Annotated in this window: 15 protein-coding genes; 8 read left to right on the forward strand and 7 right to left on the reverse strand. The window is 66.3% G+C overall.

Features of this window, described 5'->3' with window-relative positions:
- Positions 1–173: 173 nt before the first annotated feature.
- Positions 174–1,283, reverse strand: coding sequence for an NHL repeat-containing protein (locus tag B7R93_RS04980; protein WP_232798037.1), 1,110 nt, complete (start codon positions 1,281–1,283; stop codon positions 174–176).
- Between the two features lie 899 nt (positions 1,284–2,182).
- Between B7R93_RS04980 and B7R93_RS04985 the strand changes: the two genes are divergently transcribed.
- The 8 genes from B7R93_RS04985 to B7R93_RS05020 all read left to right on the forward strand — a co-directional run bounded on the left by B7R93_RS04985 (position 2,183) and on the right by B7R93_RS05020 (position 12,196).
- On the forward strand, positions 2,183–2,707 hold the full coding sequence (locus tag B7R93_RS04985; RefSeq protein ID WP_103019712.1) for a GbsR/MarR family transcriptional regulator: 525 nt from the start codon (positions 2,183–2,185) through the stop codon (positions 2,705–2,707).
- Positions 2,708–2,871: 164 nt separating this feature from the next.
- Positions 2,872–5,682 (forward strand): zinc-dependent metalloprotease, encoded by a 2,811-nt coding sequence (locus tag B7R93_RS04990; RefSeq protein ID WP_103019713.1) that lies wholly within the window; start codon positions 2,872–2,874, stop codon positions 5,680–5,682.
- 263 nt (positions 5,683–5,945) lie between these two features.
- Complete coding sequence (locus B7R93_RS04995; protein ID WP_103019714.1) at positions 5,946–7,331, forward strand: nicotinate phosphoribosyltransferase; 1,386 nt, start codon at positions 5,946–5,948, stop codon at positions 7,329–7,331.
- 338 nt (positions 7,332–7,669) lie between these two features.
- Positions 7,670–8,356, forward strand: coding sequence for a YiaD family glycine zipper/OmpA-like lipoprotein (locus B7R93_RS05000; RefSeq protein ID WP_103019715.1), 687 nt, complete (start codon positions 7,670–7,672; stop codon positions 8,354–8,356).
- 90 nt (positions 8,357–8,446) lie between these two features.
- Entirely contained in the window at positions 8,447–9,562 is a 1,116-nt protein-coding gene (locus tag B7R93_RS05005) for an MlaE family ABC transporter permease (RefSeq protein WP_103019716.1), read from the forward strand.
- Positions 9,563–9,651: 89 nt separating this feature from the next.
- Positions 9,652–10,419 (forward strand): ABC transporter ATP-binding protein, encoded by a 768-nt coding sequence (locus tag B7R93_RS05010; protein WP_103019717.1) that lies wholly within the window; start codon positions 9,652–9,654, stop codon positions 10,417–10,419.
- A 33-nt stretch (positions 10,420–10,452) separates the two neighbouring features.
- Positions 10,453–11,487 carry an MlaD family protein gene (locus tag B7R93_RS05015; protein WP_103019718.1) on the forward strand — a complete coding sequence of 345 codons (1,035 nt, stop codon included), beginning with the start codon at positions 10,453–10,455 and terminating at the stop codon, positions 11,485–11,487.
- Between the two features lie 4 nt (positions 11,488–11,491).
- Positions 11,492–12,196 carry a PqiC family protein gene (locus B7R93_RS05020; RefSeq protein ID WP_103019719.1) on the forward strand — a complete coding sequence of 235 codons (705 nt, stop codon included), beginning with the start codon at positions 11,492–11,494 and terminating at the stop codon, positions 12,194–12,196.
- 4 nt (positions 12,197–12,200) lie between these two features.
- Here B7R93_RS05020 and B7R93_RS05025 read toward each other — a convergent pair whose 3' ends face one another.
- From B7R93_RS05025 to B7R93_RS05050, 6 genes are all read right to left on the reverse strand, one after another.
- Positions 12,201–12,974: a CDP-alcohol phosphatidyltransferase family protein gene (locus B7R93_RS05025; RefSeq protein ID WP_103019720.1), complete on the reverse strand. Its 774-nt coding sequence runs from the start codon at positions 12,972–12,974 to the stop codon at positions 12,201–12,203.
- 173 nt (positions 12,975–13,147) lie between these two features.
- The gene (gene der, locus B7R93_RS05030) at positions 13,148–14,446 is read right to left on the reverse strand and encodes a ribosome biogenesis GTPase Der (RefSeq protein WP_103027150.1); all 1,299 of its coding nucleotides are present in this window, start codon (positions 14,444–14,446) and stop codon (positions 13,148–13,150) included.
- 84 nt (positions 14,447–14,530) lie between these two features.
- Positions 14,531–15,346 carry an EcsC family protein gene (locus tag B7R93_RS05035; RefSeq protein ID WP_232798038.1) on the reverse strand — a complete coding sequence of 272 codons (816 nt, stop codon included), beginning with the start codon at positions 15,344–15,346 and terminating at the stop codon, positions 14,531–14,533.
- A 200-nt stretch (positions 15,347–15,546) separates the two neighbouring features.
- Positions 15,547–16,869 carry an MFS transporter gene (locus tag B7R93_RS05040; RefSeq protein WP_103019722.1) on the reverse strand — a complete coding sequence of 441 codons (1,323 nt, stop codon included), beginning with the start codon at positions 16,867–16,869 and terminating at the stop codon, positions 15,547–15,549.
- Between the two features lie 71 nt (positions 16,870–16,940).
- The gene (locus B7R93_RS05045) at positions 16,941–17,753 is read right to left on the reverse strand and encodes an undecaprenyl-diphosphate phosphatase (protein WP_103019723.1); all 813 of its coding nucleotides are present in this window, start codon (positions 17,751–17,753) and stop codon (positions 16,941–16,943) included.
- A 584-nt stretch (positions 17,754–18,337) separates the two neighbouring features.
- A complete protein-coding gene (locus B7R93_RS05050; RefSeq protein WP_103019724.1) occupies positions 18,338–21,970 on the reverse strand; it encodes a CheR family methyltransferase in 3,633 nt (1,210 codons plus the stop codon).
- Between the last annotated feature and the right edge of the window lie 132 nt (positions 21,971–22,102).

The following is a 22,102-nucleotide window of genomic DNA, read 5'->3' on the forward strand; positions in this document are numbered from 1 at the left end:
ACGAACAGGACTGAACACCGTTCATGTCCACCCACATAAGTACCAAGTCCAGATTACGCTTGTAGAACCCTCGTATTTCGATACATTGACGGTTCTGTTGTCGAAATGTAAACCCCTGAGCTCAGGCCCTCTTCCTTCCCAGATCTACTTCGAGAGGCCCCGACCGGACGACGTCACCCCGCGGACGACTGGACCGGGCAGTCCCTCGTCAGGCCCAGCGCCTCCGCAATGGCTGCCCAGGCGACGGCCACGGTGCTTCGGTCGTTGTGCACCGCGTAGACGGCCCCGTATTCGAAGTCGCCAAAGGCGCGCTCCGTTACGAAGATGCCGTCGGTGTTGGTGACCGTTTTGCCCTGAAACACCCCGATGTGCGACAGGTCGGTACGGTCGAAGACGTGAAAGGCGTTGCTCTCTTCGGACTGGTCGGTTGCGAGCCAGTACCCGCTATCCCCTCCGCACTCGTAGAGCATGAGGCCCTCCGCCTCGTGCCGAAAATAATCAGACGAGATCGTCGTCCCGGTGAAGGTACCCTCCAGGGTGTAGACCTTGATTTGGGCTTCCCCCTCTTTTTCCTCCGCGATCAGGAGCCGGTCGTGGGCGGGATCGGCCCAGATCGACTCCACCACCTTGAGCCGACCGGGGCCGGACGTGGCGCCGATGTTGCGCACGTGCTGGTGCCGCAGGGTGCCGTCCTCCACGGTAAAGCGAAACTGCTTGACGCGCTGGTCCAGTGCGGACGGTGGCGGGACGCTCCCATCCGGCTCGGAGAAGGCATCGGTGACGTATAGGATGTACGTCCCGTTGTCGCTTTCGTAAACCGTGAGCCCGTACGGCAGCCGAAGGCGATCCTCTCCTTCGCCTGCCGCTCGGTGCCAGTCGAGCGGTGCCCCGAAGGCCCCCAGCGGCTCGAACGAGGGCAACGAAACCACCTGTACGCGGCGGTTGTCACGCTCGACGACAATCATGAGGTCGTCGATCACCGCCACCCCATTGGGACGATCAAATTCACCCAGGTCGCTCCCGGAGCCGCCCACGCGTCGAAGGGGGGCCCCGGTGGTTGCGTCGTGCACCCGAATGACGTCGCCCGACTTTGCGGTCGAGAGCAGCCAGTGCTGGCCGTCCGGCCCGTGCCACACGGCCGGCGTGTCCACGTTGTCCCACGCGTCGCGCGGCGTCTCAAACGCCTCCGCCACCACCGCCGTGTCGCGCACTGCCGGCTGCCCCCTTGCGGCCCACGGAAGCCAGAGGAGCACAGCGAGGAGTAGGGCACCCAGTGCTCGCATACGAGAGGACGAGAAGAGGGCGGAACGCAACATTGGCCGAGAATGAATCACGACGGAGGGAGACAGTGCGAAAAAACCATTTCGCAATGTACGGGTCGGCCTCAGCGAGCGTCTTTTCCGTAGGATTATTTTTCGATTATAGAACCATAACCATAACCGTCAAGGAGACCTCCGTCCGTACGGATGGTCTCTCGTGGGTCGCTCCCTTCAGGTCAAGGAGCCTGTGCGGGCCTTCCTCGCAGGTCCTCGGCTTCGATACGGACGCATGACAATACAGTCATGCTTCGCGCAGGGGGGCTCGTGGGTGCCGCTACGTCACGGGCATGCGGGCCGGGAAGAGCCGGCCCCGCCTCGACCACAAGCGTTGAGTGAGTGCCCCCGCCACGATTGCGACGCCGGATGCGCTCAACGCCCGTGCACTCGACGCCCGCTCGGAGACCCCGAGACGGATCCGGATGTCCCTCCCTTCATCTGGGGGCGCCCACGCACGCGGTCGGACGCTAACGTGCCAGCGTTGAGGCCTTTTCCTCGGCGGTGCCCGGTCATCGCGGGCAGGGATTCGGGGCTGTCTGTGGCGCTGAGCCCGTGGCGGGCGGAGCTGTGCAGACAGGTCACGACCACGGAGGAAGCGGACGGGCCGTTTCACTGGACGGTGCGCAGAGGCGACAAGGCCCGCAAGACCCCTGGATGGTCTTGCTGCGTCGAGGCCGTTCGGGGGCTCGTGTCGCCGCGATGCCTCTCCACGGCACGACCGTTCCCCCAGCCTGCCCCCTAGAAAGCATTGCGCTCCGAAAAAATTGTCAACTTGCAAACCATTCGACGACTTTAACATCTAAACAAGGCCCCACCGACCGCCAGCTTCCAAGCTGGCATCTTTCATCACCGTTCCTACTGAAGACATGACCGAATCGAACGCCCCTTCCCCGATCGAGAAAGAGCTGATCGAAAAGTTCGGCAACATCTACGAGTCCTACGGCCTACGACGCCTGCAAGGGCTGATCGTCGGGCTCCTTCTCACAAAGAGCGAGCCGGTGTCCCTCGACGACATGGTCGAGATTCTCGACCGCTCAAAGGGCCCGATCTCCATTTCCGTGCGGCGACTCGACGACATGGACTACGTGCGCAAGGTGGAGGGCCCGAACAATCGGCGGAACTACTACGAGTCTCACCCCAACATTTTCTTCAACAACTTCAAGTTCAACATGAGGACGGTTCGGGAGAACCGTTCGCTCGCGGAGCGCTTCCTGACCCGGATTGACACCGACGGCGACGAGACCGAGAAGACCCGACGAAGCCTCGAACACATGGAGGCGTTCTACAACCTCATGGAGTCGTTCTTCGAGGACTTCGCCGAGCGCTGGTGGGAGGTAAAGCAGGAACAGCTCGATGCAGACTCCAACCAGGAAGCGGTGCCCCCTCGGTAGCGTCGTTTCAGGCGCGGTCCCGGCCTTCGGGGAACGGGCCCGTGGGGCTGTACGGGCATCCCCCCCCCGAGTAGCTCGTCCGTTCTTCGGGTCGCGAGCCCACCGGGACGGCACTGTCCCTGGCGGACGCGCCCTTCTTCCGTCCCTTCTATGCTTTTCCGTCCATGCGTAGCTCCCTCCTGCTTGTTCTTGGCATTCTCCTCTTCGCCGGGTGCACGACGGTGAACGTCCGCCCGGACGACACGGCCGACGAGCCGACCGCTCCTGCGGCCGAAGCGCCGTCGTCCGCCCCCGATGACGCGGCGACAGAGGGGGACGACGGAGACGACGATCCGTTTGCGTCGTGGGACGACACCCTGGAGGACACCCGGGAGATGGACGGCTTCCTTCCCCTGCACGAGAAAGACGACGGGACGCTCTACGCCGAGATTTCGTCGGAGCGGATGGGAACGCCATTTGGACTGACCCTCCACATCAGCCAGGGAGTAGGGGTGTTCAACCTGCACGACGGGCTGCCCCTCAGCGACACGCGCCTGATGCAGTTCCGCCGCGTGAATGAGACGGTGCATCTCGTCCACCGCAACGTGCGCTTCCGGGCGGACACGGGCCCGATGCGCACCTCCCTCGAAGACAACACGGCCCATTCCGTCGTGGAGGCCTTCGACATCGTCAGCCGCAACGACTCGACCGGGCACCTGCTGATTGAGGTGTCTGACTTCCTCGTGTCGGACTACCCCGAAATTGGCGACCGGCTCAAGCTGTACTTTGGCGGCGCCCCGGCCACGTTTCAGCGGGACAAGAGCCACGTGACGAAGGCCCGGGGCTTTCCCGAAAACACGGAGATCGACGTGTCGCTCACCTATCAGGGCTCGTCCGCGCCCCTGATTGGGGGGGAGGCCGTGCCCGACTACCGGGCCGTGCCCGTGGGGGTGCGGTACTCGCTGTTTGAGCTTCCGGAGACGAGGATGCAGCGGCGCCGCGCCGACGATCGGGTGGGCTACTTCGTCGAGGCGGTGAAGGACTTCTCCCGCGATCCGGCCACCGACCCTCATGTGCGCTACGTGCAGCGCTGGCGCCTGGCCCCCAGCGACACCGCCGCCTACAAGCGAGGCGAGCGCGTGGAGCCGGCCGAGCCGATCGTGTACTACGTGGATCGGACCGTGCCCGAACGGTACCGCAAGTACGTGCGGCAGGGCATTGAGGCCTGGAACGAGGCCTATCGCGCCGCCGGGTACAAGAACGCCGTCGAGGCCCGGATGGCCCCGGACGACTCCACGTGGAGCGCCGAGGACATTCGCTATTCCACGGTCCAGTGGACCGCGGCCCATCAGATGGGCTACGCCATCGGCCCCTCACAGACGGACCCCCGAACGGGCGAAATTCTAAACGCCGATGTCCTCATCTCTTCCTCGCTCGTCCGCGGCTGGCAGGACACCTACAGCCAGGTCACCCCGGGCCCGGAGGCGGAGACCAAGACGGTTCCCCACGGGCCCGTGTCGTCTCATACGCCCGAGGCCCTCCGCGAGATGCTCTCGCCGGAGCTGGCCCGACGGGCCTGTTGGGCAGAGCGGGGCATGGCGCAGCAGATCAACCTGCAGCGCACCCTCCTCCTCGCCCGGGGAACGATTGCGCCCGGAGAGTCCATGCCGACGGACTACCTCGGCGCCGCGATCAAGGATCTGGTGATGCACGAGGTGGGCCACACGCTCGGCCTGCGCCACAACTTCAAGGCCTCCTCGGGCATCCCCAGGGACGAGCTCCACGACGAGAGCTACACCGACGAGCACGGGGTGAGCCTCTCGGTGATGGACTACGCGCCGGTCAACGTGGCCCTCAACGAAGAGAAGCAGGGCCACTACTGGAACCCGACCGTGGGCCCCTACGACGAGTGGGCCATCCAGTACGGCTACATGCCCATCGCTGACCAGTCCGAGGACGGGCCCCTCACGCGAGACGCCCCGCTCGCCGACACAATGGCGGATGAGGTGGCGGGCCTCAGTAAAATCGCGGCCGAATCGAGCGATTCCATGCACCGCTACGGGACCGATGAGGACAACTGGCTGGGCGGCTACGCCGTGGATCCGCTGACGAACGCGTGGGAGCTGGGCAACGACCCGAAGGCCTTCGCCGCGACCCGTGCAGACCTCGTTCGGCAGGTGATGCCGACGCTCGAAGACCGCCTCGTCTCCGAAGGCGAGCGCTACCATCCCCTCCGTCGGGCCACGACCGCCCTCCTCATGGAACGGTACCGGTCGCTTCTTCCCGTCACGAAAACCGTGGGCGGCAGCTACGTGGCCCGCGACCACAAGGGGACCCCCGACGCCCGTCCCCCACTTCGGCCCGTCTCGGCGAAGGAGCAGCGCGCAGCCGTGCAGCTTCTCGTGGAGGAGGCCTTCGCCCCCGATGCCTTCCAGTTCGACCCGGACCGGCTCAACAAGCTGGCCCCGAACCGGCGCTCGCATTGGGGCACCTCCCCGAGCCTTCCCGTCGACTACCCCGTGCACCGCCGCGTGCACATCATACAGCGCAGCCTGCTCCGTGAGCTATTCCACCCGGCTCGGCTGCAGCGCATGATCGACGCCCAGGCCCGCACCCCGGACGGCGCGGGATACACACCGGGGCCCCTTTTTCAAACGATGACCGATGCCATCTGGAGCGAGCTTGGCACGGACGGGGCCCCACCTGCCCCCATCAATTCGTTCCGGCGCCCGCTGCAACGCACCTACGCCGATGTCCTGATCGAGCTCATGATGGGCACCACCAGCTGGATCACCATCACCACGGCCGGCATCGATCAGATCGATGCCCCCGAGGACGTCCGCTCGATGGCGCGGCTGGAACTCACCGAGTTGTCATCCCAGCTCGACGCGGCCCTGGAGGCGCCGGATCTTGAGACGGAGACGCGAGCCCACCTGGCCGAGACGCAGGCCCGGATTGATCGGGCCCTGAACGCATCGCTGACCCTGAGCCCCTGAGCCAACGTCGACGAGCAGTCCCCGTCGGCCCACACTCCGGCGGTTCTCACCTCCCCCCGCCAGTCATCGCCGCACCTTCCAGGAGCGGGGCCCCTGCCCGTCTCGGCGTCCCGTATGGGTCTCCACGCCCGAGCCCCCATCCAGGCCGAGAAAACCACGGGTCGAGGGCATCGTTACTACGTACGACTGGGGACCGAGGCCCGCCTCCCCCTACAGTGCACGGCACCGCCCATCTGTTCTGTTGTCAGGTCTCCCTCACGCTCATGTCGTTCGACTCGTTTCGCCCCGAGACGTCCGCGCTTCACACGGACCTCTATCAGCTCACCATGCTGCAGGCCTACTGGCGGGAGGACATGAAAGCGCCGGCGGTGTTCGACCTCTTCGTGCGCCGGCTGAAGGACCGAAATTACCTGCTGGCCTGTGGGCTGGAGCAGGCCCTCGAGTTTCTGGAGACGCTCTCGTTCTCGGAGAAGGCCCTCGACTACCTCGCCACGCACGACGCATTCGACCCCGCGTTCCTCGACTGGCTGGCCACCGTTGAGTTTACCGGCGACGTGTACGCCGTCCCGGAGGGCACACCAGTTTTTCCGAACGAGCCGCTCCTCGAAGTGGTGGCCCCCATCGGAGAAGCGCAGCTGGTGGAGACGTTTCTGCTGAACCAGCTCACCTTCCAGACGACGATTGCCTCGAAGGCAAGCCGGATCGTGGCGGCCGCCCGGGCCGATGGCACCGACCGGCTCGTGGCCGACTTCGGGATGCGCCGCACCCACGGCACCGACGCAGCGATGAAGGCGGCCCGGGCGGGGTACATCGCGGGGGTCGACGCCACCTCAAATGTGGCCGCCGGGCAGGCCTACGACCTGCCGATTACCGGCACAATGGCCCATAGCTACATCGAGGCCCACGACTCGGAGAAGGAGGCCTTCCGGGCCTTTTCGGACCTGTACCCGGAGACGATCGTGCTGGTCGACACCTACGACACGCTCGACGGCGTGCGCAAGGTGATCGACCTCATGGACGAGACGGACGACGACGTGCGGGTGCGCGGCATCCGGCTCGACTCCGGCGACCTCGGGGCGCTGGCCGAGGCGTCCCGCAGCCTGCTCGACGAGGCGGGCCTCACCGATGTCCTGATCTTCGTCAGCGGGGGGCTCAATGAACACAAGATTGCGGACCTCCTCGACCGCGGCGCCCCGATCGACGGCTTCGGGGTGGGCACCAAGATGGGCACCTCCGCCGACCAACCCGCGCTCGACACCGCCTACAAGCTGTCTGGCTACGCCGGCACGCCCCGGATGAAACTCGCCACTGACAAGTCGAACCTGCCGGGGCGGAAGCAGGTCTTTCGCCAATACGAAGAGGGAACGGCCGTGCGGGACGTCATCGCGACCGAGGACGGACAGGCGAGCGGGGCCCCGCTGCTGGAGCGGGTCATGGCCGATGGGACACGGACCGAGGCGGGTGCCCCCCGCCCCCTGGGGGCCGTCCGGGAGCACGCGTCGGTGCGGCGTGGCGAGCTGCCGCCGCGCCTTCACTCGCCCACCGCTTCGGCTCGGGACTACGACGTCGTCCTCAGCGATGCACTGAAGACCCGACTCGACGACACCCGCGAAACCTTGACGGAGGCGATGGCCGGGGAAGCCACATAGCGGCGGTCGGACGCTCTGTGCCTCCCATCGGCCTGCGTCCCCGCGGAGGCTGCTCCCCCGGACGTTCGGCCCTCTGACTCGGAAGCCCCCCCGAGCGCCTGCCGGTCCGGGGACGGCACTGGGACACGAAGGAGAGACGCCCTCCATGCGAATCGGGACACGACACATCCTCAAGAGCCGTCCGGGACCGCCTGTCTGCGGCCGTGCAGCCACCGACGCCCCTCGGCGGCAACTTCAGACTCGAACTGCCGTTGATAAGAAATCGCAGACGGACCCAGGCACCGCGGGTCCCTGCGTTCTTCTCTACCCTCTTCCCTTTCATTCTTCCTGCTATCACCATGCAGTCCATTCGTCCCTCCGCCCCGTTCCTTCTTCTCATCACGGCCCTCTTCCTCGGCGGGTGCTCGTCGCTGAGCAACACGCAGAAAGGGGCCATCATTGGCACGGGGGCCGGGGGCGCGGCCGGGGCCGCCGTGGGGAAGGCCGCCGGGGGGACCGCCGAGGGCGCCATCATTGGGGCGGCCGTGGGCGGAGCAGCAGGCGCCATCATCGGCAACCGCATGGACACCAAGGCCGAGGAGCTCGACGAGGAGCTCGAGAACGCCGACGTCGAACGGGTCGGCGAGGGCATTAAGGTGACGTTCGACAGCGGCCTCCTGTTTGACTTCGACTCGTCCGCCCTCCGCGACGAGGCCCGTCAGAACCTGACCGAGTTCGCAGAAAGCATGGAGGAGTTTGAGGAGACCAACATTCTCGTCGTGGGCCACACGGACGCCCAGGGCGCAGAGGATTACAACCGAGAGCTTTCGAACCGCCGTGCGGAATCGGCGACGAGCTATCTGGGGACCCTCGGCGTTGCCGCGAACCGCCTGACGTCCGTGGGACGGGGCGAGACCGAGCCCGTCGCCTCCAACGAGACAGAGGAGGGACGACAGCAAAACCGGCGCGTCGAGGTGGCCGTCTATGCCAACGAAGAGTACCGGGAGCGCGTGCAGGAACGGACGGACGCCAGCGATGGCCGGTAGCATCCTCGTCCTCCTCAACACCGGGTTCTCACCGCCGAGCGCCTCTTCCTCCGATCGCCCTCTTCCTTTCCGCGAACCGCATCCGCCGCGATGCAGGTCGAGACGCGCCATGCCGACGAGACACTGGTCCTCGCCCCCGTGGGCGACTGGACGCTCGCCTCGCCTCTGCCCGACGTGCAGGCCGTCGTGGTGAACGCCGCCCCATCGAGTCCCGTAACGGCGATTGCATTTGACACCTCCGAGCTGGGCGACTGGGACAGCAGCCTCGTCACCTTCCTCTTCGAGGTTGCCGACTACGGCCGGGCCCACGGCCTGGAGGTGCAGACCGGTACGCTCCCCGCTGCCCTCGAGCGGCTCGTTGCGCTCTCGCAGGCCGTGCCGGAGGAGGACACGACGCCGGAAGCGGAAGACACATCTCTGCTCGCCCGCCTCGGCCACTGGGGCCTAGCCGCGTACGATGAGGCACACGCACTCGTCACGTTTCTGGGGCGGGCCGTCCGCAGTGTGGGGGCCGTCCTCACGGGACAGGGACGGATGCGCTGGCGCGCCTTCGGGGAGGCCCTGCAGGCAAGCACCGCGTCGGCCCTGCCCATCGTCACGGTCATCAGCCTCCTCGTCGGCCTCATCGTCGCGTTTTTGGGGGCGGTGGTGCTCCAGCGGTTCGGGGCCGACTACTTTGTGTCCTACCTCGTCAGCTACGGCATGCTGCGGGAGCTGGGGGCCCTCATGACCGCCATCATCATGACGGGGCGCACCGGGGCCGCGTTCGCCGCCGAGCTCGGAAGCATGAAGGTGAACGAGGAGATCGACGCGCTGGAAACGTTCGGCATCTCGCCGATCGACTTTCTGGTGACCCCCCGCATTCTGGCGGTGGTGCTGGCCCTGCCCATGCTTACGCTCTACGCGGACGCACTGGGCATTCTCGGCGGCATGGGCGTGGCCGTAACGATGCTCGACCTCACGACCACGCAATTTCTCATGGGCCTTCTGGAACCGGTCGTGCTGTCCGATGCCCTCGTGGGCATCTTCAAAGCCGTCGTGTACGGGGGCATCATCGGCCTCGCCGGGTGCATGCGCGGCCTCCACACCGGAGACGACGCCTCCGCGGTGGGCCAGGCCACCACGTCCGCCGTCGTCACCGGCATCCTCCTCATCGTCTTCGCCAACGCCATCATTGACTGGGCCGCCGCCGTGCTCCAATTTTAAGGGGGGGTACGAACGGCCCGCCCGACGAGCGCGGCCGAGCACTCGCCCTCCAGGCCTCCCGTTCCCAACTCGCATTCTCCGGTTTCGCCGTGTCGTCTCCTCCGTCCCCTCCCGCCATTTCGGCCGAGGACCTCGTGCTCGCCTTCGGGTCCTTCGTGGTGATGGAAGACCTCACGTTTGACGTGGAGTCGGGGGAAGTTTTTGCCATCATGGGCGGGAGCGGGTCCGGCAAGAGCACGTTGCTCAAGCACCTGTTCGGGCAGATGCACCCGTCCGCGGGCACGATTCGGATTGAGGGGCGCGACCTATGGGCCATGAACGCCGACGAACGCGCGGCGATGCTCCGTGAGGTGGGCATCCTCTACCAGGCGGACGCGCTCTGGAGCACCATGACGCTCGCCGAGAACGTGGCCTTGCCCCTCGAAGAACACACGGCCCTCACGGCCCCGGACATCGACCGGATCGTGTCGCTTAAACTGGCCCTCGTCGGCCTGCGCGGCTTTGAGGACTTCCGTCCCCACGAAATCAGCGGGGGGATGCGGAAGCGCGCCGCCCTGGCCCGGGCCATCGCCCTCGACCCCGACCTGCTGTTCTTCGACGAGCCCACCTCCGGCCTCGACCCGATCAGCGCCCGGCGCCTCGACGACCTGATTCTGCAGCTGCGCGACAGCCTCAACACGACCGTCGTGGTGGTGAGCCACGACCTCGAAAGCATCTTTACGATCGCCGACCGCGCGCTCTACCTCGACATTGAAACCAAGACGATGACGGCCCTCGGCCCGCCCGAGGACCTGCGAAGCAACCCACCCAACGAGCGCGTGTACCAGTTTCTGACTCGGTCTCTCGACAATGAATAGTGCCGGGCCCCCGCCCGCTCGACGCTCCGATCTATGAGCCAACGTGTCAGCCCGACCCTTATCGGCCTCTTCGTCGTCGGCGCCCTGGCGCTGGGCGTCGTGGGGGTGGGGGCCTTCGGCTCCGGACACTTCTTCGAGCAGCGGACGACGTTCATCAGCTACTTCGATGAGTCGGTCAACGGGCTCGACGTGGGCGCCCCGGTCAAGTTCAAGGGCGTGCCCATCGGCGAGGTGACCGACATCAATCTGCGCGTCGACCTCGAAAACGAGACGTTTCAGGTGCCGGTGCAGTACGCGATCAACCTCGATCCCGTAACGGACACGACCGGGGCGCGCCTCAACCTTGACGACCCGGCCCTGCTCCGCGACCAAATCGAGGACGGACTGCGCGCCCAGCTGCAGCTTGAGAGCATCGTCACCGGCAAGCTGTACGTCGAGCTCACGTACATTTCCAACCCGGACTCGGCCGTGCTCGCTCAGGGGCCGCCGTCCCGACTCTCCATTCCGACCGAGCTCTCGCCCCTCGCCAAGCTCGGGGAGGGGGCGTCCGGCCTCGTCACGAACCTGCGCCAGTTCGACGTGACGCAGATCAACGAAAACCTGGTCACGTTCCTCGTCAACGCCAACGACAAGCTGGAGGCGCTCGACGCCGAGGCGATCAACCGCTCGGCACTCACCACCATCGAGTCGGTGCGGGAGGTGGTCGAGTCCGAGGAGGTGCGCACCACGCTGCAGGACATGCCGAAGGCCACCGAGCGGCTCCGGGCCACCATCAAGGACGCGCAGTCCCTCATCCAACGGCTCGACCGGGGCGTGGAGCCGACGGCCGACGAGCTCGAAACGACGAGCCGGCAGCTCCGCAAGACCCTGAAGCGCATGCGCCGCACGATGACCGAGGTGGACCAGACCCTGTCCACCGACTCCGGCATCGGCTACCAGATGAACGAGGCCCTCTCGAACCTGTCGGAGGCCACGGAGGCCCTGCGGGTGCTCATCCAGTCCCTGGAGCGAAACCCCAGCATGTTCCTCCGCGGCCGCGAAGAACCCCCTCCCTCGAACGAACAGTAGTCGCATGACCGTGTCTTCCGCTTCCGTTTTTCTGCGTCGGCTCGGGCTGGGGGTCTTGGCCATGGGCCTGGTCGGGCTCGCCGTGGCGGGGTGCGTGCGCCTGCTGGAGCCGCGCACCAGCGACGCCACCTATCATCTCCTCGACGGCGCCTCGTCTCCGGATACAGTCTCGGCAGAGGGATCTTCCCCGGACACAACGGGCCTACGCATCGGACTGCGCACCCCGCGCCTGGCCTCCTACCTCGACGAGACCCGCATCGTGACGCGCCACGACGCCAATACGATCGAATTTTCCGAGTTTCACCGGTGGGGCGAGGACCTGGACCAGGGCATTGGCCGCTCCGTGGCGCGCGCGCTGGAGGCCCGCCCGGGCGTCCGCTCCGTGGAGATGGTGCCATGGCCGCGCGGCGCAACGTTCGACTACCTTCTCCAGCTGCACGTTCTCCGCTTCGAGGGCGTCGGCCCGCGTCCCCCGGGGCCGGACGCCGACGACCAGGCGTCCCCCCCAGAAGGGCATGTCCGGACGCGTGTGCGCTGGACGATCCTCGACCCGGCGGACGAAACGATGCTGGCCCGCGACCGGACCGAGCACCGGACGGCCGACTGGCCGGTTACGGACTACCGCGCCCTCACCACTCGTCTCGGGGCTTCTCTTGGCGTACTGGCCGACAGCATCGGCGCCCGCCTGGAGGCCCTCGACCGTCGGTGACGACCTACGTGCTCTCCCAGTCCAGCCAGCCGGAGAGGCCAAAGTAGAAGGCCGGATAGAGGAACGACACCCACAGCACCCAGTCGCCCCCCCACGCCGGCAGCTCGGGAAAGGTGGGCAGCAGCGCCAGCAACAGCCCGAGCCACGCGAGCCCCCCCACCGTAACGATGGCGCGCCACGGGGACGGAGCCGCATTCGGGTAGACAAACCGGACCGGCACCAGCGTGAGGACCGTGAGCGCAAGCACCGACCCCAGCGACATGTAGGCCCCGACGACGCCGTACTCGACGGCGAGCAGGCCCACGTAGTACGCCACGACGTTCCAGTACGACGGAAAGCCGAGGAAGAAGCCCTCTTCGCTCTGCTTCGCCGCGGTGTTGGCGAACCCGAGGAGGCTGGCCACCATCGCAAGCGTGACCCACAGGCCGTCCCACCCCGGCAGCCAGTCCATCCGCCACACCAGAATGAGGGGGATGAACGTAAACGTCAGGTAGTCGACGATCAGGTCAATGGTCCGGCCGAGAATGCGGGAGGCGTAGAGCTTTACGTCCCAGAGGCGGGCCAGGGGCCCGTCGGCCGCATCGATGAAGACCGCCAGCGTGAGCCACCCGAAGACCCATCGCGGGTCCAGATCCACCCGCACGACCTCCCGCATGGCCAGAAACGCGAACGCCACCCCCGACGCCGTAAACAGGTGCACAAGGTAGGCGCGCACCTTGCGGCCCAGCCGGATCCGTTCGGACCGGTCCTTCAGATCGCTCAAATCGGTGGATCCCATGCGGATCGTGGCCTCTGCGGCGCCGGTCTTGGCGGCCGCACATGCGCAGGAGTGACGATGAATACACGTTATCTACAGATCAAGCCCCGCAGGTGTCCATGACGAACCCGCAACAATAAGCGCGATCTCTCCCCAATTCCGAAAGGGCTCGTGGCCACGACGGGTGCCGGCGCTTACTTCTCCTTGAAGACCAGCGTCAGCGGCACGCCTTCAAACCCGAGCGCGTCCCGCAGCGTGCCCTCCAGATACCGCTTGTAGTCCGTGCGGATGCCCTCGGGGTGGTTGGCGAAGAAGACGAACACGGGCGGGGCCGTGCGCACTTGCGTGGCATAGGTGATGTTCACGAATGCCCCACTGCTCGTGGTCGGAGGGTGCTTTTCGTCGAGGGCCGCCTGGACCACGTCGTTCAGATCACTCGTCTGCACGCGCCTCTCCCGCTCCTCCGCCACTTCCAGGGCCGTGTCGAGCAGCTTGTACACCCGCTGCTTGGTGACGGCCGACACGTACACGAGGGGCACATGGTCGAGCGTACCGAGGTACTGCCGAAGGTACTTTGTGTACTGCTTCATCGTCCCGTCGTCTTTGGGGACGAGGTCCCACTTGTTGACGGCCACCACCATGCCCTTCTTGTGCTCGTTGACCTCCGAGAGCACACTCAGGTCCTGCTTGTGCAGCTCCTCGGTCGCGTCGAGGACGAGCACGCACACGTCCCCCGCCCGGATGGCCCGCTCGCTGCGAACGGTAGCGTAGAAGTCCACGCCCTCAACCTTGGAGCGTTTCTGCATGCCGGCCGTGTCCACGAGCATCAGGTCGCGTCCCTCATACTGCACCACGGACTGCACCGTGTCGCGCGTGGTGCCGGGCGTCTCGGTGACGATGGCACGGTCGAACCCCAGCGTGGCATTCACGAGCGACGACTTGCCCGCATTGGGCTTGCCCACGAGTGAGACGCGCACCCGATCCGTATCCGCCTCCGCCTCGGTGCCCGGAAGCGCGTCGACGAGCGCGGCCATCATGTCGTCGACGCCCCGCTTGTTGGTGCTGCTCACGGGAAAGACCTCCCCAAGGCCGAACTGATAAAACTCGCTCGCCGCCCACTCACGCTCCTCGTTGTCGGCCTTGTTGGCGACGACCATCACGGGCGTTTCGGTCGGGCGGAGTATGGCCGCAATCTCTGTGTCCATCTCCGTGGTGCCGGTCGTCACGTCCACCACGAAGAGGATCACGTCGGCGTCCTCCAGCGCAATCTCGGCCTGCTCGCGGATCGCCCGCTCGTAGGGGTCGTCCGAGCGCGGGACGTAGCCGCCGGTGTCGACGAGGGGGACGGTGTGGCCCTGCCACTCGGCCTCCCCGTAGACGCGGTCGCGCGTAACACCGGGCGTGTCCTCGACGATGGCCTGGCGCGAGCCGGTGAGGCAATTGAAAAGGGTGGACTTGCCGACGTTCGGCCGTCCTACTATTGCTACAAGCACGAGCGTAGGGGAATGGGTGCGTGGGAGAATGGGGGCATGAATGATGGTTCTCCCCCTTTCGCCCATTTCTCCACGCTCCCACTCCTATCGTCGTTCCTTCCAGTCCAGATACAGCGCCCGGGTGCACATGAAGGCCGACTCGGCGGTCTGGGTCGTGAACCAGTAGTTGACGCCCGCCCCCACGGCCGCTCCCGCCAACGGAACCGTCTGTCCCAGCTTGCGCTCCAGGAGCGTCTTCGCAATCTCGCGCGGGAGGTGCCGGTTCTGGTCGCGGAAGGTGCCGGACACGCGCCCCGCGTAGTCGAGGTCGTCGGCAAACGCGGCCGCGGCGACGCTCACCTCGCGCAGCGCCTCGTTGCGGGCCTCCCGCCCCCCGGACGCGGCGACATTGAAGACCGACAGCACCAGCGGTCGAAACATGGGCCCCTCCAGCGAAAAGCCGTAGCTGGCCGCAATCTGCTGGATCAGGCGCAGGTTGATGGTGAAGAGGAGCGGAATGTCGGCGGCGACGAAGGCCGTGCCGGCGAGCCCCGTTCCGCCGCCCCCCAGGGCCGCGAGAATGGTGTTTTGCCGGAAGCGGCTGCGGGCCAGCGCGTCGAGGTCGTCGATGGGACGGTTGCGCAGGTCCTGAACGGCCTCGGCAGGCAGGCCCCGGTCCTCGGCGGCGGACAGGATATCCTCGGACGCGTGGGTCCACTCCGACGCGTCGCTGAGGGTGGACAAGAACTGCTCGATCCGCTCGGTCACCTGGTCCATCTGGTCGGGCGACACGACCTGCTCCACGGCCCAGTCCACCGGCCGCATGGCCCAGTCCATGGCCTGCGACGCCACGGAGGCGTCCGCGTGCTGCCACTCTTCAATCTCGCGGCGAACGGCCTTTTCGTCGTCGGTGAGTCGCATAGCGTTGGACATAGGGGGGAAGAGAGGCTAGCTGCTCCTATAACGGGAGGCGCCCTGAAAAGATGCAGGAGCCCCTCCGTGGAGTACCTCAGGGGGGACGAGAGGAGCACGGCGATTGTTACGAATCAGCCCCCTCCATCACCGGCGCATCTACACCAGCGCTTTCTCCTGAACGATGTTCGAGGAGCCCCCTCTCCCCCTTACCCCTCTTCTCCGCGTTCCAGGACCCCCGCGTCCCAGTCCATCCCCCACCCCACGAGCGCGGCGAGGGCCAGCACGAGCGGAATCGGCGTGACGATCCACAGGATCGGCGCAAAGCCGCCCAGAAAATCCGGCCCCAGCGCCAGCACCGCCGGGCCGATGGCCGTGCCGCCGATAAAGACCGTGTTGGCCAGGCCGCGGATGGTGCCGTGGTGCGCCCGCCCGAAGTAGTAGGCGTAGGCGCTCCCGAGGAGCGCCCCCTGCATGCCCTGCGCGACCCCAAAGACGCCGCCGTACGCCCACACCTCCGCCGTCGTGTCGACCGCCGGCAAGAGCGCCATCATCGCGCCGAAGAGCGTCAGCTGCCCCGCGAGCAGGAGGCGCGGCGGATAGCGGTCCACGAGCCACCCCGTGCCCACGTTGAGAAGGCCCGTCACGACGCCGAGCGGGACGAAGAACTGCGCGGCCCGGCCGCGCGCCACGCCCACCTCTTCCAGGATCGAGAAGTGGTGAAAGAGGAGGCCCGTCCCGAAGCCGGCCGTACAGACGCCCGCCCCCGTGAAGAGCCAAAACGTCCACGTCCGGTAGGCCACCGCCGGGCGAACGCCCCGAATCGCCGCGTCTTCGGCACCGGTCGTCTTCGAGGAGGCCGCACCGGAGGCCATCTCCTGGTTGGGGGACGCAACAGGCGGATCGGGCGAGAGGCCGTAGCGCTCCGGGGCATCGCGGTAGAGGAGCGCCCCGAGCGGCAGCATGATCACCACCAGAAGCCCGCCCATGATCAGATACGTCGTCTGCCACCCATAGGCCTGCAGCCCCATTTCCATGAGGGGCGGGAAGAGGGCCGTGGCCCCGGCCATGCCGACCCCCAGCACGCCCACCGCCAGCCCGCGGCGGCGCTCAAACCACAGGTTCACCGCGTGGTTGTTAACGAGACTGAGCGCCCCCTGCCCAAAGCCCCGCAGGCACATGAACCCCACGAACACGCCGACCCAGCCGCTTACCCAGCGCATCCCCACACAGCTTATCGCCAGCAGGGCAATGAGGGCGACGGCCACCCGGCGCGGGCCGTAGCGGTCCAGAAGCCGCCCCGCGAGCGGCAGGGCGAGGGAGCCAATCACCGTCGCGGCGGTGTAGAGCCACGAGACGACCGACCGGGACAGCCCCAGGTCCTCGATGAACGCGTCGATGAAGAGCGAGATGCCCGCCGTCTGTCCCGGCAGCGTGGCTGCCATCCCGAGGGTTGAGATGCTGAGCACCACCCACCCGTAGTACACCGGGCTCCGCTCCACGAGCACAGACGACACGTTCGAAGACGCCATACTTCAGACCCTACCGACACGACAGCGAGACGCTCTTGCCCGTTCCCTCTCCTCCCTTCTCTCATACCCTCCTAGAGCAGCCACAGCCCCACCCCGCCGACGAGGAAGCAGTAGTAGGCAAAGTACTGCAGATTCCCCCGCCGCACCACGTCGAGCACCACGTAGATGGCCCCGATGCCGGACCCGTACGCCGCCACGGTGCCCAGCAAAAGGGGCACTCCTGCCGTCCCGAGGCCCTGCTCCGCAAGCTCTAGGCCCTTGAGAAAGGTGGCCCCGAGGACCACCGGCAGCAGCATCAGAAACGAAAAATTCGCCGCCCGCTCCGGCTCGACATTCTGGTAGAGGGCCGTGCAGATCGTGGCGCCCGACCGTGAGATGCCCGGGATCATGGCAAACGACTGCGCCCCCCCCACGATGACCGCCTTGATGCCGCTCAGACCCCCGTCCGGGCGCGGCCCGATCCGCGTGAGCAGGAGCAGGACGCCCGTCACCAGCAGCATCGCACTCGTGAGCCAGGGACTGTTAAACGCCTGCTCCAGCGGCTCCCGAAAGAGCACATACGCCACCCCGGTGGGCACGAGCGTGACGAGGATGAAGACGCCGAGGCGGAAGGTGTCGTTCTCGGCGTAGCGCGTAGGAACGGCGCTCGGCGCCCGCAGCCCGGCCCAGGCCTCCCAGAGAAGCTCCGCCACCTCGTCCCAGTACACGGTGAGAATGCTGAGCACGGTGCCGAAGTGAACAAACACCTCGAACGTCACATCGGCGGTCCCCGTGTCGAGCCCCAGCAGGTACTGCCCCAACACGAGGTGGCCGGAGGAAGAGACGGGAATGAACTCGGTGAGGCCCTGGATGAGGCCGAGGAGCAATGCTTCCCACCAGGTCATCGTGGCGACTGGGAATCGGAGGAGAGACGACACTATTGCGAAGCCAACCTACAAAGCACGTGGGCTCCGCCCAAGCCCACGGCGTGAAGCCAGGATGAGGTTGTGGGGGGGTCCCTGTCTACGAGAGCCGGGGTCGTGTGGACATCGATGGTGAACGGCTGCCTGCGCCGCGATTTTCCAGCGTCTATGCCCCCATGCTCTTGGGTTAGATTGGGAGTTTGACCGAAGCGCGAGGCTCCTCTCTGAACGGCGAGACTTCCCACACGGACTGCCTCCGCGTTTCGGACCTTCCCCTCTCCGTGAAGTGAACCGTCTCCACGCCCCTTTCCTCCGTCAACACTCGGTCACACTTCAACACTGTGCGTTGAGCGCGGACGCAGCCACCTTCATGTGCGAAAACCGCAGTCGACGGACGGCAGACCGCCGAAGAACGCCGAGAAGCGGTCATCCGAGGTGGGCACACGCCGAAGACACGCGCCCGCAGGCCTGCAATGCTACCCAACGTTCACGGGTTGGGGGCATCCTCAGTCGCCTGCGACATCGCCCCTGATGGAATCTCGCTGCTCGCTCACCCGGGGCCACCACTACGAGAGCGGCAGGCGGCACTCCACCGCCGTCTCCCCGTTGCGGGTGGCGAGGGCAAGCGAGGCGCCGATGAGGTTCGCCCGGTAGCGCATGAGGTGGAGACCCAGCCCATCATCGGGCGGGTCGTCTTCGTCCCACCCCACCCCGTCATCGCGAACCGTGAGGACGAGATCCGAGTCCTCCCGTCGCAGGTCGACCGCAATGCGGGTGGGGTCGGCGTGCTCCCGGGCATTGGCCACCGCCTCGTGGGCGATGCGGTAGAGGTTCATCGCGGCGCTCTCGTCATCTAGGCGCATCTCCGTCTCGTCGCCCACAAAGTCGCACGTGAGGCCCGAGAAGTCTTCCTCGTCCTCCACCAGATTAACGAGGGCCCCCGCTAGGTGACCGTTCTGGAGCGCCTTGGGGACAAGCATATGGGAGAGGGACCGAATCTGGTCGGCGGCCTCTTTGGTTTTCTCCGTGATGGTGTGGAGGTCTTCCGCTTCCACCGCAGTCTCTTCTTCTTCGAGCTTGTGGGCAAGGGTCTCCGCGCGCATCGTCACGCCCGTCAGCCCCGAGCTGATCACGTCGTGCAGGTCTGCCCCGATGCGGTGGCGCTCCCGGTCGCTGATCTCGATGATTTCACGTTCGAGCTCGCGGTGCTCCGTGACGTCGGTACCGGTCACGATGAAGTGGCGCACCGCTCCGTCGGGCCGCGCCAGGGCCGTAATGGACCCCCGGATGATGCGGAGTTGGTCGCCCTCAGTGATCCACTCCATCTCCACGTCCACCCGCTCGGTGGCTCCGTTCCGGAGTGCCGTCAGGTGCTCCGTCACGGCGTCTCGGTCGGTCGGGGCCACGAGGAGGTCACGCAGGTCTTCCCCCTCCGCTGTCGCAGCCGCGTAGCCCATCTCCTGCTCACACGCGGTGTTGAAGCGGACGATGGACCCGTCTTCACTCAGCACCACGATCAGCGCGCCGGCGGTGTCGACGAGGGCCGACACGAGGTCGCGCTCCTCCCGGAGGCTCTCGGCGGCGTGCTTCTGGGCAGTGATGTCCACGAAGGTCACCACCACCCCGTCCACGTCCTCCATCGGGCTGCGGTACGGCCGGAGACGCATCAGGTACCACGCTCGGCCCTCCTCGACGGAAAGGCCCTCTTCACCCCGCACCTCGCGCTCGATCGGCGTCTGGTCGCCCAACACGCGCTTGGCATCGTCCACCAGCGAGTCGCATTGAATCTTGGGGGTGAAGTCGGTGATCGGGCGTCCCACATCCGACTCCCGGAGGCCGTAGATGTCCGTGATCGGTGGGGTGTAGCGCCGGATTTCCAGGTCCCGACCCAGGAACAGGGTCGCCACCTCCGTCGCCTCCATCAGGTTCTGGAGATCGTTTTTGGCCCGGTCTAGCGCCTCTACCTTCGCGTTGAGCTGCTGGTTGGTGGTCGTCAGCTCCTCGTTGACAGACTGCAGCTGCTCCTTGCTGGTCTGGAGCTCTTCGTTCTTGGCCTGCAGCTCCTCGTTCATCGACATGAGCTCCTCGTTGGCCGTTTCCATCTCCTCGGTGACCGTCTCGTACTTCTCGGTCGTCACTTGGAGCTGCTCCTTCGTGTCCTCCAGCTCCTCCTCGAGGTCCCACTCCCGCGTCGTCGGCCCGGCCTCCAGCTCCGGATCTGCCTCATCCTCCGCCAGGGCCGGCGAAGGCCCGTCGACCTCCTCGAAGCGCACCTGCACGAGGGAGCGGCTCCGGTCGGGATCGTCGACGGGATCTACCTGCACGCGAACAGGCCCCGGCGCGCCGGCCGAGCCGGACATCGGGAGAGTCCGCTCGGTCGTCTCGCCCTTCTGGAACGCCTGGTACAGGGCACTTCGCAGTTCCAACCGCAGCGACGGGGCCGCCTTGTCGAGGAGATTGTGGGTGGGCGTCCCGCCCTCCTGCTGCAAGAATGCCCCGGCGCGCTCCGTGAGGTGGACAATTTCGTGGGTCTCGTCGACGATGACGCTCGCCATCTGTTTCTTCAGCAGGCGCTGGTGGAGGCCCGCCAGGTCCTGCCCCGCGGCCCGAGAGGTCGTGGGCTGCGGGCTCGGCTCCACCACGGTCTCCGAGGGGGGGAAGAGGGGCATGGGCCGATTGCCGTCGGCCCCGGTCGTTCTCTTCAGAATGCTCCGCGTCTCATCGGTCACCGAAAAGAGCGACTGGGCCGGCCCGATCGCCTCCGACGGCCCGAGGAACAGAACGCCGTCGTCGTTCAGGGCATAGTGAAAGAGCCGGAAGACGTGCTCCTGCATCTCCTGGTCGAGATAAATGAGCAGGTTCCGGCAGCACACCAGGTCCAGGTTCGAAAAGGGCGGGTCTTGGGTCAGGTCGTGCTCGGCGAAGACCACCGAGTTGCGCAGCGACCGGGTCACGCGGTACTGATTGTCCTCGCGCAGAAAGAACCGATCGAGGCGGGGCTCCGACACGTCGGCCTCGATGGTGGGCGGATAGACCCCCGTCCGGGCCGTGTCGAGGCCCTCGGGGTCGACGTCGGTGGCAAAGACTTGAAGCTCGGGCGGCACGTCGAGCGTGCGGGCGTGCTCGCGGAGCAGCATGGCGAGGGAGTAGGCCTCCTCCCCCGTGGCACACCCGGCCACCCATACGCGAACCTCTTCGTCGGAAGATTTACCGTCGAACAGCGACGGAATGATGGTGCCGGCAAGCGTCTCGAAGGCCTCCGGCGTCCGGAAAAACCGCGTGACGCTGATGAGCAGTTCCTTGTAGAGGGCCCGGGCCTCCCCCGGCTGGTCCTGAAGAACCTGGAGATAGGCACCGAGGGTCTCCACGTTGGTGACCTGAAGCCGGCGTTCGAGCCGCCGTAGCACGGACGACCGCTTGTAGTGGCTGAAGTCGTGCCCGGTGTGGGCCTGCAGCTCTGTGAAAATCTTCTGGAGGGTGGTCTGATCGCCTGTGGGGAGGGCCTCCTCGGACTCCGGAAGCTGAATGGCATCGGCATTCTGCCGGTAGGCCACCAGGCGCTCCGCGAGCTCATCCGCAGGGGCCACGAGGTCGATGACCCCCGCGTCCAGCGCGTTGCGCGGCATCTCCTTGTGCTCGGCGTCGGCCGGCTCTTGGACCATGGCAATGCCCCCGTAGGTCTTCACCGAGCGGAGGCCGAGGGTCCCGTCCGCTCCGGTGCCCGACAGAATGATGCCGATGGCTTGGCCCTGGTAGTCCTCCGCCAGAGACCCCAGCAGGGCGTCGATGGTGTCGGGCCGGTGGTTCAACGAGCGGTCCGACAGCCGAAGCGTCGCCTCGTCCACTCGCATCTCGTGCTGGGGCGGAATGACGTAGACGTGACCCCGCTCCAGGGGACATTCGTCCGTAGCCGCCTGCACTGGCAGGTCCGTCTCGTGCTGGAGGATCTCGGTGAGGTTGCTCTCGTGGTCGGGCGAGAGGTGCAGCACGACGACGAAGGCCATGCCCCCCTCGCCCGAAAGGCTTTCCTCGCCGGGAAGATGACGGAAGAAGCGGCGGAGCGCCTCGACGCCCCCGGCCGAAGCACCGATGCCGACAACGGGGAAGTCCGGCTCTTCACGGGTCGCAGTGGGCACGGAGGAGGACTGTGGAACCTGATCGACCTCTTCAGGGGACCCTTCGGGAAACGAGGGACTCATGGGACAAATCTTTGATGGCTTTTGCGACGGAACGCCGAAGGCAATAATATGAAAAAACAATAATCCAATGTAGGATTTTTCTTTACCAGGACCGAGAGGGAATGTTGAGCGGCTCAGCCTGCTCTCCTCGAT

The sequence above is a fragment of the Salinibacter altiplanensis genome, from assembly GCF_002894645.1.
GTDB classification, from domain to species: Bacteria; Bacteroidota; Rhodothermia; order Rhodothermales; family Salinibacteraceae; genus Salinibacter; species Salinibacter altiplanensis.

What these genes read in the sequence shown, in the direction of transcription:
- B7R93_RS04980 (WP_232798037.1), bottom strand. Translation starts at nt 1,283, where the DNA reads ATGCGAGCACTGGGTGCCCTACTCCTCGCTGTGCTCCTCTGGCTTCCG.
- B7R93_RS04985 (WP_103019712.1), top strand. Translation starts at nt 2,183, where the DNA reads ATGACCGAATCGAACGCCCCTTCCCCGATCGAGAAAGAGCTGATCGAA.
- B7R93_RS04990 (WP_103019713.1), top strand. Translation starts at nt 2,872, where the DNA reads ATGCGTAGCTCCCTCCTGCTTGTTCTTGGCATTCTCCTCTTCGCCGGG.
- B7R93_RS04995 (WP_103019714.1), top strand. Translation starts at nt 5,946, where the DNA reads ATGTCGTTCGACTCGTTTCGCCCCGAGACGTCCGCGCTTCACACGGAC.
- B7R93_RS05000 (WP_103019715.1), top strand. Translation starts at nt 7,670, where the DNA reads ATGCAGTCCATTCGTCCCTCCGCCCCGTTCCTTCTTCTCATCACGGCC.
- B7R93_RS05005 (WP_103019716.1), top strand. Translation starts at nt 8,447, where the DNA reads ATGCAGGTCGAGACGCGCCATGCCGACGAGACACTGGTCCTCGCCCCC.
- B7R93_RS05015 (WP_103019718.1), top strand. Translation starts at nt 10,453, where the DNA reads ATGAGCCAACGTGTCAGCCCGACCCTTATCGGCCTCTTCGTCGTCGGC.
- B7R93_RS05020 (WP_103019719.1), top strand. Translation starts at nt 11,492, where the DNA reads ATGACCGTGTCTTCCGCTTCCGTTTTTCTGCGTCGGCTCGGGCTGGGG.
- B7R93_RS05025 (WP_103019720.1), bottom strand. Translation starts at nt 12,974, where the DNA reads ATGGGATCCACCGATTTGAGCGATCTGAAGGACCGGTCCGAACGGATC.
- B7R93_RS05035 (WP_232798038.1), bottom strand. Translation starts at nt 15,346, where the DNA reads ATGCGACTCACCGACGACGAAAAGGCCGTTCGCCGCGAGATTGAAGAG.
- B7R93_RS05040 (WP_103019722.1), bottom strand. Translation starts at nt 16,869, where the DNA reads ATGGCGTCTTCGAACGTGTCGTCTGTGCTCGTGGAGCGGAGCCCGGTG.
- B7R93_RS05045 (WP_103019723.1), bottom strand. Translation starts at nt 17,753, where the DNA reads ATGACCTGGTGGGAAGCATTGCTCCTCGGCCTCATCCAGGGCCTCACC.
- B7R93_RS05050 (WP_103019724.1), bottom strand. Translation starts at nt 21,970, where the DNA reads ATGAGTCCCTCGTTTCCCGAAGGGTCCCCTGAAGAGGTCGATCAGGTT.